The organism is Gilliamella sp. X-46 (assembly GCF_057063525.1).
Map to the genome: position 1 here is coordinate 1 of NZ_JBXSQH010000013.1, position 14,739 is coordinate 14,739.

General features: G+C 35.5%; 11 protein-coding genes. 4 read left to right on the forward strand and 7 right to left on the reverse strand.

The features are described 5' to 3' along the window. From ACYIAJ_RS08425 to ACYIAJ_RS08435, 3 genes are all read left to right on the forward strand, one after another. On the forward strand, positions 1-111 hold a 111-nt coding region (locus ACYIAJ_RS08425; protein WP_483564297.1), incomplete at its 5' end, for an IS3 family transposase. Between the two features lie 5 nt (positions 112-116). Then, positions 117-974, forward strand: coding sequence for a hypothetical protein (locus ACYIAJ_RS08430; RefSeq protein ID WP_483560516.1), 858 nt, complete (start codon positions 117-119; stop codon positions 972-974). A 17-nt stretch (positions 975-991) separates the two neighbouring features. Then, complete coding sequence (locus ACYIAJ_RS08435) at positions 992-1,660, forward strand: HD domain-containing protein (protein ID WP_483560515.1); 669 nt, start codon at positions 992-994, stop codon at positions 1,658-1,660. A 115-nt stretch (positions 1,661-1,775) separates the two neighbouring features. On the opposite strand, the gene ACYIAJ_RS08440 is transcribed toward ACYIAJ_RS08435, so the two are convergent. From ACYIAJ_RS08440 to ACYIAJ_RS08465, 6 genes are all read right to left on the reverse strand, one after another. Beyond that, a complete protein-coding gene (locus ACYIAJ_RS08440) occupies positions 1,776-2,699 on the reverse strand; it encodes an AEC family transporter (protein WP_483560514.1) in 924 nt (307 codons plus the stop codon). 27 nt (positions 2,700-2,726) lie between these two features. Next, positions 2,727-5,387 carry a bifunctional uridylyltransferase/uridylyl-removing protein GlnD gene (gene glnD, locus ACYIAJ_RS08445; RefSeq protein WP_483560513.1) on the reverse strand — a complete coding sequence of 887 codons (2,661 nt, stop codon included), beginning with the start codon at positions 5,385-5,387 and terminating at the stop codon, positions 2,727-2,729. A 172-nt stretch (positions 5,388-5,559) separates the two neighbouring features. Further along, a complete protein-coding gene (nrdB, locus tag ACYIAJ_RS08450) occupies positions 5,560-6,690 on the reverse strand; it encodes a class Ia ribonucleoside-diphosphate reductase subunit beta (RefSeq protein ID WP_483560518.1) in 1,131 nt (376 codons plus the stop codon). A 140-nt stretch (positions 6,691-6,830) separates the two neighbouring features. Then, complete coding sequence (gene nrdA / locus ACYIAJ_RS08455; protein WP_483560512.1) at positions 6,831-9,119, reverse strand: class 1a ribonucleoside-diphosphate reductase subunit alpha; 2,289 nt, start codon at positions 9,117-9,119, stop codon at positions 6,831-6,833. A 295-nt stretch (positions 9,120-9,414) separates the two neighbouring features. Then, positions 9,415-10,641, reverse strand: coding sequence for a hypothetical protein (locus tag ACYIAJ_RS08460; RefSeq protein WP_483560511.1), 1,227 nt, complete (start codon positions 10,639-10,641; stop codon positions 9,415-9,417). Between the two features lie 352 nt (positions 10,642-10,993). Further along, complete coding sequence (locus tag ACYIAJ_RS08465) at positions 10,994-12,340, reverse strand: replication-associated recombination protein A (protein WP_483564655.1); 1,347 nt, start codon at positions 12,338-12,340, stop codon at positions 10,994-10,996. 170 nt (positions 12,341-12,510) lie between these two features. Between ACYIAJ_RS08465 and lolA the strand changes: the two genes are divergently transcribed. After that, entirely contained in the window at positions 12,511-13,104 is a 594-nt protein-coding gene (gene lolA, locus ACYIAJ_RS08470) for an outer membrane lipoprotein periplasmic chaperone LolA (protein ID WP_483560509.1), read from the forward strand. 105 nt (positions 13,105-13,209) lie between these two features. Here lolA and ACYIAJ_RS08475 read toward each other — a convergent pair whose 3' ends face one another. Next, positions 13,210-14,727, reverse strand: coding sequence for a UxaA family hydrolase (locus ACYIAJ_RS08475; protein ID WP_483560508.1), 1,518 nt, complete (start codon positions 14,725-14,727; stop codon positions 13,210-13,212). Positions 14,728-14,739 lie beyond the last annotated feature (12 nt).

The window sequence follows — 14,739 nt, forward strand, 5'->3', positions numbered from 1 at the left end:
AAAGCGGATATTGAGGAATATATCCATTATTATAATCATAGAAGAATTAAATTAAGCTTGGACAAAAAGAGTCCTGTTCAATATCGGGAGTATTATTTTCCAGCAGCTTAGTTTTTTTGTACAACTTTTGGGGTGCAGTTCACGCCACTTATTACCTAAATCCTCCTAAAGGCGCTTGTACTTATTCTGCCAAGCCCAACTTATATTTAAGTAATAGTCGCAAACATAATTGGGGTGGGTTGAATTATTCAGGGCCACCGAGCGAATGGGACGATGCAAAAGGCTTTAAACGTCAAGATTTAAATAATCCAGCATCAAACTTTCCAACCATGGGGGCATATGGGCTATTTTTTACCATGGATATGGTTGATAGCTTAGGTAGTGAGATGACATTTGACAAGTCACCAGCAACATCGGGCATTGATTTAACTATAACGGGCAATGGTAGTATTGCCAAGATTCGATTAGTCGGACCCAAAGAGGGGGCTAGCGCCGCCGAAGCAGCAACCGCAGTACCGACGACCTTTTTCTTATATTCCGATAAAGCCAAAACTAATAAAGTATATAGTTTTACCATTAAAAAATGGTTTATCGCAAGAAAGAATGATAATGGTAGTAGTTATAGTTATGCTCAGGCTGAACAATACTGTAATCAGTTGGGCTATCAAATACCTACAGTTGATCAACTAACTAATGCTAATTCTCAATATTGGAATCAAGGTTTAGCAGGTCAGGGTAATAATTATCAACGTCGTATTGATGGAGGGCTATTTTCAGAATGGGGAGAAACTTATAGCTATGATAATATTAACGATGGTTACCCTGGTAGTAATTTCGCAGATCGTCGAACTTATTGGACGCAAAATACACATAAACCTTCTTACCAGCCCCTTATCAATCTTCAAGTATACTCTAATATGGGAATGGTTAGTACTTGGGGTTACACGAGTGATGGCACGATATGTGTAAATTAAAATGTCGATATAATATTATGAATAATAAAACAAATAAACATAAGCAGGGTGTGATTCAAGCCATACAAGCTTTTGTTAAACAAAAATTGGCTAATGACTTTTCCGGTCATGATATGGCGCATATTGAGCGCGTGGTGAGATTGTCCGAGCAGATTTTAAAGCATGAACCAAAAGCGAATGGCTTTATTGTGATTGTTAGTGCTTATTTACATGACGTGATTGATGAAAAAGTGGTTGATGATGTGAATCAAGCTGTCATGGAGTTGCGTGATTATTTAATATTACAGGCGTTAACCGATAACGAAATTAAAATGATCTTTGACATTATTGAAAATATGTCATATCGAAAAAATATTAATCAGAAAAAAACATTATCATTAGAAGGGCAAATTGTGCAAGATGCTGATCGGTTAGATGCATTGGGAGCAATTGGTATTGCTCGCACTTTTTATTATGGTGGCAATAAACATCATATTATGTACGATCCTGATATTTCACCACGAACTACATTGAATGAAGATAATTATAAACAAGCCAATACCGTTATTAATCATTTTTATGAAAAACTTTTTTTGCTTAAAGATAAAATGAACACCCCGATAGCTAAAAAGCTCGCTGAGCAACGGCATCATTTTTTGGTTCAGTTTGTAAATCAGTTTGAAAAAGAGTGGCTAGGTAAGAATTAATTAGTCGCTGTTTTATTTTTTATAAAAGGTAAAGTGTGGGCAATGATTTGGCGACTGCAAAACGGATTTTAAACTATCTGGCTCAGCGCTCTCTGACTAGAGAGCGCTTTTACGATTAAAACGGTATTGGTGCACCGACAAGCCATAGCACAATAGGTAATGTGATTAAGCTTAATAATGTACTAACTAAGGTTGCACTTGATACCAGTTCTGGATGAGTGTCAAACTGTACTGACATGAGTGTTGTATTGGCGGCACTTGGCATGGCAGCTAATACGATTAAGATTTGCTTATAAATCGGCAAAATAGGCATAAAATAGACCATGCCAAATGCGACTATCGGTGAAATGATCATTCGGGTTAGTAATGAAAATGAAAGTTTAGGATAATCTAGTTGTTGGATCTTGATTTTGGCTAATTGCATTCCCAAAATAATCATAATGACAACGATTGATGAATCGCCAATCATGCCAATGGATGTCATTATGGATTTGGACAAAGGAATATGGCACAACTGAAAAAGCATACCTAATAAAGCGCCATAAGCTACTGGCATGCGGATAACTTTATTGATGACATCTTTTTGACTGACAATATCACTACGGGCACTGCCTTTTGCTGCGTAATAGATGCCAACTGTGCTCATTACAAATTGTTGCAATACCATCATAATCACGCCAAGGTCAAATCCCACGGAGCCAAAAAAGACTAACAGTACTGGGGTACCATAATTCCCATTATTCATAAAACACGAACTTAAAATCATGGCGCAGCGCTCTTTGGCTGAATATTTCATCATTATAGACCAAATGGAAATGATAAGGACTAATAAAAAACAGAGACCAAAAATATAACAGATATAAAATAGATAATCGGCAGTTAACGTATGCGTATAAAATGTTTTAAATGCCAAAAATGGGGATAGTACATAAAGTGACATTTTTGATAGATTAGCAACATCAAAATTTAAGGCTTTTTGTGCGATAAACCCGACAATAAAAATAGCAAAAATGGGAAATAAAATAATAAAAAATTGCATAAGTTATATCTTTTGTAGTTAATTTCATTAATTCATTGAATCAAGAGCAATAATGATTGATTCTCGAAGCTTTTGACAAGTATCATCATCAAGTGCTTGGTTGTGTTTATCTGTTAGAATAAATAGATCTTCAATATGTTCACCGATAGTTGCAATTTTTGCACTGCGTAATGATAAGTCTAAGTTAGCAAATATTTCACCTACATAAGCAAGCAACCCCGGTCTATCAAGTGCAATGAGCTCCATATAAGTTTGGCTGTCATTGAAAGCAGAAAGAAAGTTAACTTGAGTGGGTACTAAAAACGATCGTAACCGTTGTTTAGGTGGTTTAATGGTTACACCTTTATAAACAGGTTGCTGTAGTGCTTTGTCAAGAGCATTTACTAGGCCTTGATTCCGATCTTCTTGCACTGTTTGTCCATTAGGATCTAATACAATGAAAGTATCAAGTGCAAAACCTTTTTTATTCGTAATGATAAGCGCATCGTGAATCGTTAAATTGTGCATACTTAGCGTATTACAAACAGTTGCAAATAAGTAAGGTCGATCTGGCGAATAAATAAAAATTTCACTGCCACCATGATATGGGCGAGGGTTTATGGCTACCAATATTTTGGTCAAATCGTGCTGTAATAAAATTTGTGTATGCCATACAATTTGTTCTTTTGTATAACGAAGAAAGTAATCAAAACGATAGCGTTGCCAAAGATCTTTAATGATCTGTTCATCATAATTTTGATTAACTAAAATGGCTAATGCTTCTTGTTTATTTTTACGTGCTATACTTCGTTGCTCAGGAATTTGGCGGATATCTGAATCAAAGGAATTTTTTGCATTAAGGTAGAGTTCACGCATTAAACTTTGTTTCCAACTATTCCACAGCGTTTCGTTTGTTGCACAGACATCCGCAACTGTAAGGCAAAGTAAATACTGTAAACGACGTTTACTTTTGACAATTTGAATAAACTCGTTTATAACGGCAGGATCTTGTAAATCGCGACTTTGCGCTGTTACCGACATTAGTAGGTGATAACGTACTAACCAAATAACTAACTCGGTATCTTTGGTTTCTAGTCCGTGTAATTGGCAAAATTCTTCAACTAGATGTGCTCCAATTTCAGAATGATCACCATGTCGTCCTTTACCTATATCATGAAATAACCCTGTAATAACTAATAATTCAGGTTTAGATAATTTAGCAAAGACTTTTGCGCTATTAGGGTGTTTTTGTTTGCCACTTTCTGTTTTTAAACTATCGAGCTCAAGCAATAAGCGGATGGTGTGTTCATCAACAGTGTAAGCGTGAAACAGGTCAAATTGCATCATGCCAGATATCTGTTTCCAGCCCGGTATATAGACCGAAAGTATGCCATATTTATGCATGGGCAAAATTGCTTTTTCAATTGCATCTGGGTGTTTGATAATTAACATAAAAAGCGATCTTGCTTTAGCATTTTCACAAAGTAAATTAGTTAGAGATCGTCTTGCTGAGCGTAATTGTCTAATGGTATTAGAATAAAGACCAACCACTTGAGGATTAAGCAATATTGTATAAAAAAGCTGCATAATCATGACAGGATCTTTTTTAAAGATCTCATCATCTCTTACATCAATGAGTTTGTCTCTAATTTGAAAATATTCATCGATATCATAAGGTTTATTTTGTGGACCATGCTCAAGAATAGACTCATAAAACAGTTGTAATAGCATTTGATTGAGTTCAGTAATATTGTGAGCAACACGGTAATAATCATGCATCATTTTTTCTACTGGTGTGTTACCTTCACCTTGGTAACCTAACATATTGGCAATGCTAAGTTGTCGATCAAAAAGCAATCGGTTATCATAACGAGAGATCACGCAGTGCAAAGCAAAACGCATTCGCCATAAAAATTTACGACACGTTTTAAAGTCTGCAATATCTTCAGGGGTTAAATAGTTGAAATCGGACATTTTTTGCAAAAATTCCCCACCAAAATGGCGAGTTGCGATCCATTGAATGATTTGCATATCTCGCAAACCACCAGGACTATTCTTTAAATCAGGCTCTAGATTATAAGAGGTACTGTGATATTGTTTATGACGTTCTTGTTGCTCTTGAATTTTGGCTTTATAAAAGGCACGGGAAGGCCAAATTTTATTGCTAAAAATTTGTTTATGTAGTTCATCTAACAGTAATTGATTACCCGAAATGAGCCTTGATTCAATCAAATTAGTCATTATGGTGATGTCATTTTTCGCTTCTTGTAGGCAAATTCTTAATGTCCTAACACTATGCCCTATATCTAAATGTAAATCCCATAACAAGCGAACAAGATCACCAATTTGTTTTTCTATTTCTTTATTTAACGGATAATCACTAAGAACCAAAATATCAATATCTGACAATGGATGTAATTCAGCCCGTCCATAACCGCCAACGGCAACTAAAGCGATACGGTTGCGTTTAAAGAATGAGGAGACATGTTTAGGTATTTGGTAAAAACACCATAATCGATCAAGTAAACGATCGATAAATTGACTACGTAAATGTACTAGCGTATCAATATCAACTTGTTGCTCAAATTGCACCATAGACCATTGTTGAAAAGCTTCAAGCTGTTGCTTTAGATAGGAGATATTTATCTGTTCATCGCTGAAATCAAGCGGTGATACAGGGTAAAATAGATGTGCTTTAGTCATGGTCATATTATCAAATCAAGATAATTCAATAGCCATATCCTTACCCGATTTTCAATGAGTGTCAAGCTACTGTTAGAATAAGACGACTATTTATGACCGATAGTTGTCATAAAAAAGGAACAATAATTTGCTCCTTTTTAAAAAAACTTTCAAGAAAATATAAGTTTTAGTATAAAACCTATAAGGTAAAGTCACTTAAATCGTCTTCATTCATTTCAGCATCAATCTGCCCAACTAAGTAAGAGCTCATTTCGGCTTCTTGTGGCGCAACTTGCACATTATCAGACACTAGCCAATTATTGATCCATGGAATTGGATTTGATTTAGCTTCAAACGGCAATTTTAGCCCAACTGCTTGCATGCGAATGTTGGTGATGTATTCGACATATTGGCATAAAATGTCTTTATTCAAACCAATCATTGATCCACCTTCAAATAGGTATTCAGCCCACTCTTTTTCTTGATTTGCCGCTTGCAAAAAGAGGTCATAACATTCTTGTTCACACTCTTTGGCTATGTCCGCCATTTCAGGATCATCTTCGCCACTTCGTAGTGTGTTAATCATAAATTGTGTGCCAGTTAAATGTAGGGCTTCGTCACGGGCAATAAGTTTAATGATTTTTGCATTACCTTCCATAAGCTCACGTTCTGCAAAGGCAAAGGAACAAGCAAAACTAACATAAAAACGAATAGCTTCGAGTGCATTGACACTCATTAAGCACAAATAAAGTTTCTTTTTTAGTTCGCGTAAATTAATGGAGACCGTGCGATTATTGATGTTATGTTTACCTTCACCAAATAAATTATAGTAACTTGCGTAACTAATCAGGTCGTCGTAATAACCTGCAATGTCACCGGCACGTTTTTGTATTTCTTTATTGGTGACAATATCATCAAAAACGACAGATGGATCGTTAACAATATTACGAATGATATGTGTATATGAACGTGAGTGAATGGTTTCTGAAAACGACCAAGTTTCTACCCATGTTTCAAGTTCCGGAATAGAAATTAGAGGTAATAATGCAACATTGGGACTGCGCCCTTGAATGGAATCAAGCAAGGTTTGATATTTTAAATTACTAATAAAAATATGTTTTTCATGTTCAGGCAATGCGGCATAATCAATACGATCTTGAGAAATATCGACTTCTTCAGGGCGCCAAAAGAAAGATAGTTGTTTTTCAATTAATTTTTCAAACATTTCATACTTTTGTTGATCATAACGCGCAACATTTACCGGTTGTCCAAGGAACATGGGTTCTTTAAGCTGGTCGTTATGCACATGCGAAAAGGTACTGTAATTCATACTCATAAAAGAACTCCTACTAATTTATCGTTGCTTTTACCGCTACCTTTCGACAGTGTAAAAGGTAAATGAGTGGGGGGATGATTTTCCCCTCATAAAAATTTTATTTTAGTATATTGCCATTTAGGTTTTAATAATGGTTAAATCTTACAAGCACCACCTTCACAACCATCGTCACTGTGTGTTGTTGGAATAATGTCACCTTGAATATCTTCAGCACCATCGCGTGTATTATGATAATAGAGCGTTTTCACGCCAAATTTATAAGCGGTCAATAAGTCTGATAATAGCTGTTTCATTGGTACTTTATCATTTGGGAATTTAGTCGGATCATAATTCGTATTAGCCGAAATTGATTGGTCAACAAATTTCTGCATAATTCCTACTAAGTGTAAATAACCAGTATTATTTGGAATTTGCCAAAGTAATTCGTAGAAATTTTTCAGATTGTTATAATCTGGAACTACTTGTTTTAAAATACCATCTTTAGACGCCTTAACGCTAATGAAGCCTCGTGGTGGTTCAATGCCATTTGTTGCGTTAGATATTTGTGACGAAGTTTCTGATGGCATTAATGCTGATAAAGTTGAATTACGAAGCCCATGTATTTTAATCGATTCTCGTAGTGATTCCCAATCATAATGTAAAGGCTCTTTGGTAAGAGTATCTAAATCTTTTTTGTAAGTATCGATTGGTAAAATACCTTGTGCATACGTTGTTTCGTTAAATAATGGGCATGCTCCCTTTTCTTTAGCAAGGTTATTGGATGCTTTTAGCAAGTAATATTGCATGGCTTCAAAAGTACGGTGAGTTAAGTTATTAGCACTACCATCAGAATATTTGACTCCATGTTTTGCTAAATAATAGGCATAATTAATAACACCAATACCTAATGTTCGACGATTTAATGAGGAATTGCGAGCAGCAGGCACAGGGTAATCTTGATAATCAAGCAGTGAATCAAGGGCCCGTATTGCTAAATCGGCTAATTCTTCAAAGTCATCTAGTGATTCAATTTTACCTAAATTAAAGGCTGATAATGTACAAAGTGCAATTTCACCGTGCTCATCATTAACATTATTAAGGGGTTTGGTAGGCAATGCAATTTCCATACATAAATTCGATTGGTGAACAGGCGCTAATAGGGCATTAAATGGGCTGTGGGTATTACAGTGATCGACATTTTGGATATAAATGCGTCCAGTCGATGCGCGCTCTTGCATTAATAGAGCAAAGAGTTCAACGGCTTTAACTACTCGTTTGCGAATATTGACATCTTTTTCATATTGGTGGTAAAGCTTTTCAAATTTATCTTGATCGGCAAAAAAGGCATCATAAAGCCCAGGGACGTCTGATGGACTGAATAAAGTAATATTTTCGTTGTTAATTAACCGTTGATACATTAATTTATTGATTTGTACCCCATAATCTAAATGGCGAACACGGTTTTCTTCTACTCCACGGTTATTGCGTAAGACTAATAAGCTCTCGACTTCTAAATGCCAAAGAGGGTAGAAAACGGTTGCGGCTCCACCACGCACACCGCCTTGTGAACATGATTTAACCGCAGTTTGAAAATATTTATAAAAGGGAATGCAACCAGTATGAAATGCTTCACCACCACGAATTGAACTTCCTAAAGCGCGAATTCTCCCAGCATTGACCCCAATTCCTGCACGTTGCGATACGTATTTTACAATAGCACTTGCTGTTGCATTGATTGAATCTAAACTATCATCACACTCAATTAATACACAGGAACTAAATTGACGAGTAGGTGTTCGAACACCTGCCATAATTGGGGTTGGTAGTGAAATCTTAAAGGTAGACACTGCATCATAAAAGCGTTTTATATAGCTAAGGCGTGTCTCTTTTGGGTAATTGGCAAATAAACATGCTGCGACTAGAACATATAAAAATTGTGCACTTTCATAAATCTCTCCAGTAACGCGATTTTGTACCAAATATTTTCCTTCAAGCTGTTTAACTGCGGCATACGAAAAAGACATATCTCGCCAATGATCGATAAACTTATCCATTTCCGCAAATTCTTCTTGAGTATAATCTTCAAGTAGATGTTCGTCGTATCGTTTACTTTCTACTAACTTTTTGACATGCTCATAAAGAGATGGTGGTGTAAACTGGTTAAAGGCCTTTTTACGTAAATGGAAAATAGCTAAGCGAGCGGCTAAATATTGGTAATCAGGAGCATCTTGAGAGATAAGATCGGCTGCAGCACGAATAATTGTTTCATGGATATCTGATGTCCGGATTCCATCATAAAATTGAATATGAGAGCGCAATTCAACTTGTGATACCGAAACATTATCTAATCCTTCGGCTGCCCATGTAATGACTTTATGGATTTTATCAAGATTTATTGGTTCTTTTTTGCCGTTTCGCTTTGTGACAAGTATTGATTTATTCATTTTTCATTCACTGTAATTATGTATTCTTGTGATAGCTATAGTAATTGATATTTATCAAAATATACAATATATAGTACCTATTAATCATTTAATTACTATATATAGTGTGCTTGTTAATCGGTAATGCTGATTTTATTAACGAAAATCAGGTTTTATTGATTTTAAAAGGTACTGTCAGTTTTTATTAACAGTCCCATAAAGATAGGTACAAGTGGAAAAAATTAAAATATTGTATATGATAAGATCTACCTATGAATAGATAGATCCTAAAATTTACACGAACATTGACAATACTTTATCTTCTAGGTACAGAGACGCATATGCCATTTTTATTTTCTTTTTCTCTATCGCGACAATGATATATACCATTATAAGTATGTATATCGCAATACTTTCCTTTCCATGTATCCCATAAGTAGTACCGCCTAAAACTATTTGATTGGTTTTCATGCGGTGCCAAAGAACCAGGGTAAATCTGTTGACCCAGATCGCCCCATTCACTAAATAATGTTCCTATTTCACGTGTATATAACGCTACTTTGTTATTACCACTTAACATCACATTACTTACTTCGTCAGCATGACTTAAGCGATAATGACCACTTTTATGTGAACATGCTGCAATTACCTCCGTAAGCTCGTCTCTCATAGAGAGAGGCTCTTCTTTATTGTTATACGTTTGATTCCAAGCGTCAAACCATTTGGTAAGGGTAAATGAGTATTGAACTATTGTATTTTTTGTTTGATTTCTTCCTTCAATGACAACAGTATATCCAGAGTCAGATCCCATAATATATTGCCAAGCTTTGCCTGGATCTTTTGCATCAACGGTATTGAAAGCTATCGTGACAAAATTAGTATTATTGGTGACATTAACTAGTGCACTGCCTTGCTTAACTGTCCAAATGTAGTTTGAAGCGATGCCCTGATTGGACAAGAGCAAATCAAATTTAGCACCATAAAAACCTGTAGTTGGGAAGTTTTTTGTTGGATCAACATTCGATTGATGTAAGAAACCATATCTTGGATCCCATTGATTTTTTTTACTTCCTGTAATTCCTGATGGATTTAATGAAGGTCTAGCATAACAGACAAAAGCATCATCTAATATGGTATACGTTTTAGAGGGATGAGTGATGACATCCACATTAGGATAGGTATTGCTATTAGGGATACCATACTGCGAAGATAAAATTAGATCAGCAGATAATTTTATTTTAAAAGGCGCATACATACCTTCTGTGGATAAGCTACAAAAAGTATCAGTATCTTTAGGGGTAAATTCAATGAGTTTATTATTTATGTCTGTATAATACCAAGTCATACTAACTTTTTGTTGCCCTTTGGGTACAAGTGCTTCTAATTCGTCTCCATCGGGATCAAAATATTCATGACTATCTGGCTGTTTTATTGGTGCCGCATCGATTTTATTTTTAAAAGGGTAATTGTGTTGAATAGGTAAGTATTTTACTTCATCTCCATAATAGTTTCTATTGTCTACAGTTAAACCAAATAAATTCAAATCATCTATTCGCTGCTCAATTATGGGTGATAAAGATGGTTTTATTCCGTGAATAACCTGAGTTGTTTGAGAGCTAAGACTTGCATAACTTATTTCGGAAAATTGCGATAAGATTGTTGTATATATGACTGATTTTAAATGTTTTTTTATTACTGCTTGATTCATCTTTGAATTCCTTTTCATCATTTTTTATCCTAAAAGAAATTAAGGAAATTACTAGATGATGACTATATTTTAAAAGTCGCCGATTTTAGATTAGGCCGTGATATTTAGTCAAATGGTATCTTTTTTAAAGATTGCTAATTGACCAAATTTTAGTTGATTAATTGGATTGCTATGTAACAACATGAAATTAAACTTGATTTTTTTTAGACTTATAACGTTGAATTGGACTTGCTTGGTTTTGTGCATCTATCCATGCTAATTTATCGGCATAGTTTTTTTCTGCCCCTCGTGTTGTAGGCCGGTAATATTTTGTATTAGCCATTTCTGGTGGAAAGTAATTTTCACCTGCAGCGAAAGCATTAGGTTCATCATGAGCGTAGCGATACTCAGCACCATAACCTAAATTTTTCATTAAGTTAGTTGGTGCATTACGCAAATGTTCGGGTACATCATAATCTGATTTAGATTGGGCGTCACTCATTGCTTGTTTAAAAGCAAGATAAACAGCATTACTTTTGGGTGCACAAGCCATATAGACAATTGCTTGTGCAATTGCACGTTCTCCTTCAGCTGGACCAACTCGGGTAAAACAGTCCCATGCTGCTAGTGCCACTTGCATCGCTCTTGGGTCAGCATTGCCGACATCTTCTGATGCAATGGCTAATAACCGGCGGGCGACATAGAGTGGATCGCCACCAGCCGAGATAATCCTAGCATACCAATAAAGTGCAGCATCGGGTGCTGAGCCTCGAATCGATTTGTGGACAGCTGAAATTAAATCATAAAAACGGTCACCTTGGTTATCAAATCTAGCGCTGCGTTCACCCATTACTTCCTTGAGTAGTTCAGGGGATAGCTCTTGACCATCGGACATGTCAACCAATAGCTCAAGTGTATTAAGAGCACGCCTTGCATCCCCTCCTACAAATTCAGCAATCTGTTTTTTGGTTTCTTCGGGCAGCAAAATATTTCGGTTACCGTAACCTCGTTCGGGATCGTTCATTGCCTGTTGTAAAATCTGTTCAATGTCGTAGTTGGTTAATGATTTTAGTAAATAAACTCGTGCACGCGATAGTAAGGCTGAATTGAGTTCGAATGATGGGTTTTCGGTCGTAGCGCCAATAAATGTTATGGTGCCATTTTCAACATAGGGTAAAAAAGCATCTTGTTGGCTTTTGTTAAAACGATGAACTTCGTCAACAAATAAAATAGTACGAATACCGGCTTGTTGATCAATTTTAGCTCGTTCAATCGCTTCGCGAATATCTTTTATACCGGATGTAACGGCAGACACTCGTTCAACTTTTGCATTCGCATGGTGAGCAATAATTTCTGCTAATGTTGTTTTACCGGTACCTGGTGGCCCCCAAAGAATCATTGAGTGTAAATTACCAGCTTCAATGGCTTTTGGTAGCGGTTTATTTTCACCTAGCAAGTGAGCTTGTCCTATATATTCAGATAAGGTTCTAGGACGCATTCTTGCTGCTAACGGTTTAAACTCATCAGTGGTAAATTCAAAAGACATACTCGGCATGGCAGGTCATTATCCAAATTGATAAATTGAATCTATTATATACTTGTTATTTAATAAGTGAAAAAAGAAAAGAAAATATCTTTTCCCATCAGAATAAAAACGTTAATATTTTGAACTAATTTAGTTACTGGACTTTATTTAAGTTGTTAGATGAAAAGTAAGGATTGGGTATGAAGAAGTATTTATTGTTAATTGGGTTATTGGCGAGCTTATCAGTATGGGCTGGTGATAAAGAAGTATTACAACAACGTTTAGATAAAATTGAAGGATTTTATGCAAGCTTTTCTCAAAAAGTGAAGACTGAAGATAATCAACCTGTGCAAGACGGTAAAGGAGATTTATGGGTTAATAGGCCTTACTATTTTAATTGGACAATGAATGAGCCAGATGAAACTTCAATTATTTCTGATGGAAAAAATATGTGGGTGTATACGCCAGCGGTTGAGCAAGTAAGCGTAATGGATTTAAAAAAAGCGGTTGATAATCGTTTAATGTTACTTATTACTGATAGCCACAATCCAATTTGGGATGTTTATCAAGTGACTCGCAAGCAAGACTCATTTACACTTAAACCGACGGATGGATCTAATCAAGATTTTATTATTTCTGTATTACCTACAGGTATGATTTCAAATTTCACTATCATTGAAGAAGATGGCCAACGTAGTTTTTATGATTTGTCTCATCAAGTACTAGGTAAAGTGGAACCGAATAAATTTAAATTTACTCCGCCGGCAGGTGTAACAATTGATGATCAACGTTAGTTGATTTTCTTTTGCTCAAATTTAATTTGTTGTGACCGACTTCTTTGTTCTATGCTAGAGTTATCACTGTGATTAAATTTGAGCCATGATTTAGAATAAAAGAAATTATTCAGTCACGCCGTTTTTGAAAATGGATAAATCTCTAAATTGATTAATTTCATTACATGTGGGTTTACCATTAACCAGTTGTATAATCAGATCAATAAATTGTTCTAATAATTTATCCATTTTGATGCCATTTACTAACTGCCCTGCATCAAAATCTATCCAGTGCTGTTTTTTATGAGCTAAAGCTGAATTAGTTGAAATTTTTACGGTTGGCACAACTCCACCATAAGGTGTTCCTCTTCCTGTAGAAAATAACACCATATGGCAACCAGCTGCAGCTAATGCGCCTGTTGCAACTGCATCATTACCGGGTGCAGATAATAAATTTAAGCCTGTTTTTTGGAGTCTATCACCATATTCTAATACATCAATAACCGTACTATTACCTGCTTTTTGCGTACAACCTAGAGATTTGTCTTCTAGTGTAGTAATACCTCCTGCTTTATTACCAGGAGAGGGGTTTTCGTAGATAGGTTGATTGTATGACATGAAATATTGTTTGAAGTTGTTAACCATATTTACGGTTTTTTCAAATATTTGTTGATTGACACAACGAGACATTAAAATTGTTTCCGCGCCGAACATTTCTGGAACTTCTGTTAGTACACTTGTCCCCCCATGCGAAATTATATAATCAGAAAATTTACCTAATAGAGGATTAGCTGTAATGCCAGATAGGCCGTCAGAACCACCACATTCAAGCCCAAATTTAAGTTCACTTAGTTTACCTAATTGCCGTTGATCTGATTTCATTATTTGGTAGATTTCAAATAAATAATTGACACCTTGTTTTATTTCATCTTCAACTTCTTGAGCAATCATAAAGCGTACTCGCTCGCTATCATACTCTCCAAGACTTTCTTTAAAAGAATTGAGTTGATTATTTTCACAACCTAAGCCAATGACTAAAACTCCGCCTGCATTAGGATGTTTAACCATATCTTGTAATATAGTTTTGGTTGTTTGATGATCACAACCTAATTGTGAACAACCATAGGGATGAGAAAGTAAATAAACACCATCAAAATTATATGATTTTTGTAAAAGTTCTTGAGAAATATCGGCTAAAAATTGATTACGAATCTGTGCGGCAATACCATTAACACAGCTAACTGTAGGAATAATCCAAAGCTCATTACGGATACCAACATCTTTATTTTTTCTTCGATAAAGTTTGACTTCTCTATCACTAAATTGCGTTGAAATATGTCCTATAGCCGGTTGGTATTGATATTCATTAAGTGCACCAAGATTAGTTTTTACATTATGCGTATGAACATGCTCACCAACTTGAATCGCTTGTGTGGCATGGCCAATTGGAAAACCATATTTTATAATATTTTCACCTTGTGCAATTGGTTTTATTGCTATTTTATGACCGGCAGGGATATCTTGTAATGCAGTAATTTGATGTTGATCTACCAATAGTTCACTAATGATTTTATCGCCTTGATGTAATTGTTCTAATGCAATAATGACATTATCATTATCATTGATTTTAATTGTTTTTTTCATAGCTAATTCCTA

What these genes read in the sequence shown, in the direction of transcription:
- ACYIAJ_RS08435 (WP_483560515.1), top strand. Translation starts at nt 992, where the DNA reads ATGAATAATAAAACAAATAAACATAAGCAGGGTGTGATTCAAGCCATA.
- ACYIAJ_RS08440 (WP_483560514.1), bottom strand. Translation starts at nt 2,699, where the DNA reads ATGCAATTTTTTATTATTTTATTTCCCATTTTTGCTATTTTTATTGTC.
- glnD (WP_483560513.1), bottom strand. Translation starts at nt 5,387, where the DNA reads ATGACCATGACTAAAGCACATCTATTTTACCCTGTATCACCGCTTGAT.
- nrdB (WP_483560518.1), bottom strand. Translation starts at nt 6,690, where the DNA reads ATGAATTACAGTACCTTTTCGCATGTGCATAACGACCAGCTTAAAGAA.
- nrdA (WP_483560512.1), bottom strand. Translation starts at nt 9,119, where the DNA reads ATGAATAAATCAATACTTGTCACAAAGCGAAACGGCAAAAAAGAACCA.
- ACYIAJ_RS08465 (WP_483564655.1), bottom strand. Translation starts at nt 12,340, where the DNA reads ATGCCGAGTATGTCTTTTGAATTTACCACTGATGAGTTTAAACCGTTA.
- lolA (WP_483560509.1), top strand. Translation starts at nt 12,511, where the DNA reads ATGAAGAAGTATTTATTGTTAATTGGGTTATTGGCGAGCTTATCAGTA.
- ACYIAJ_RS08475 (WP_483560508.1), bottom strand. Translation starts at nt 14,727, where the DNA reads ATGAAAAAAACAATTAAAATCAATGATAATGATAATGTCATTATTGCA.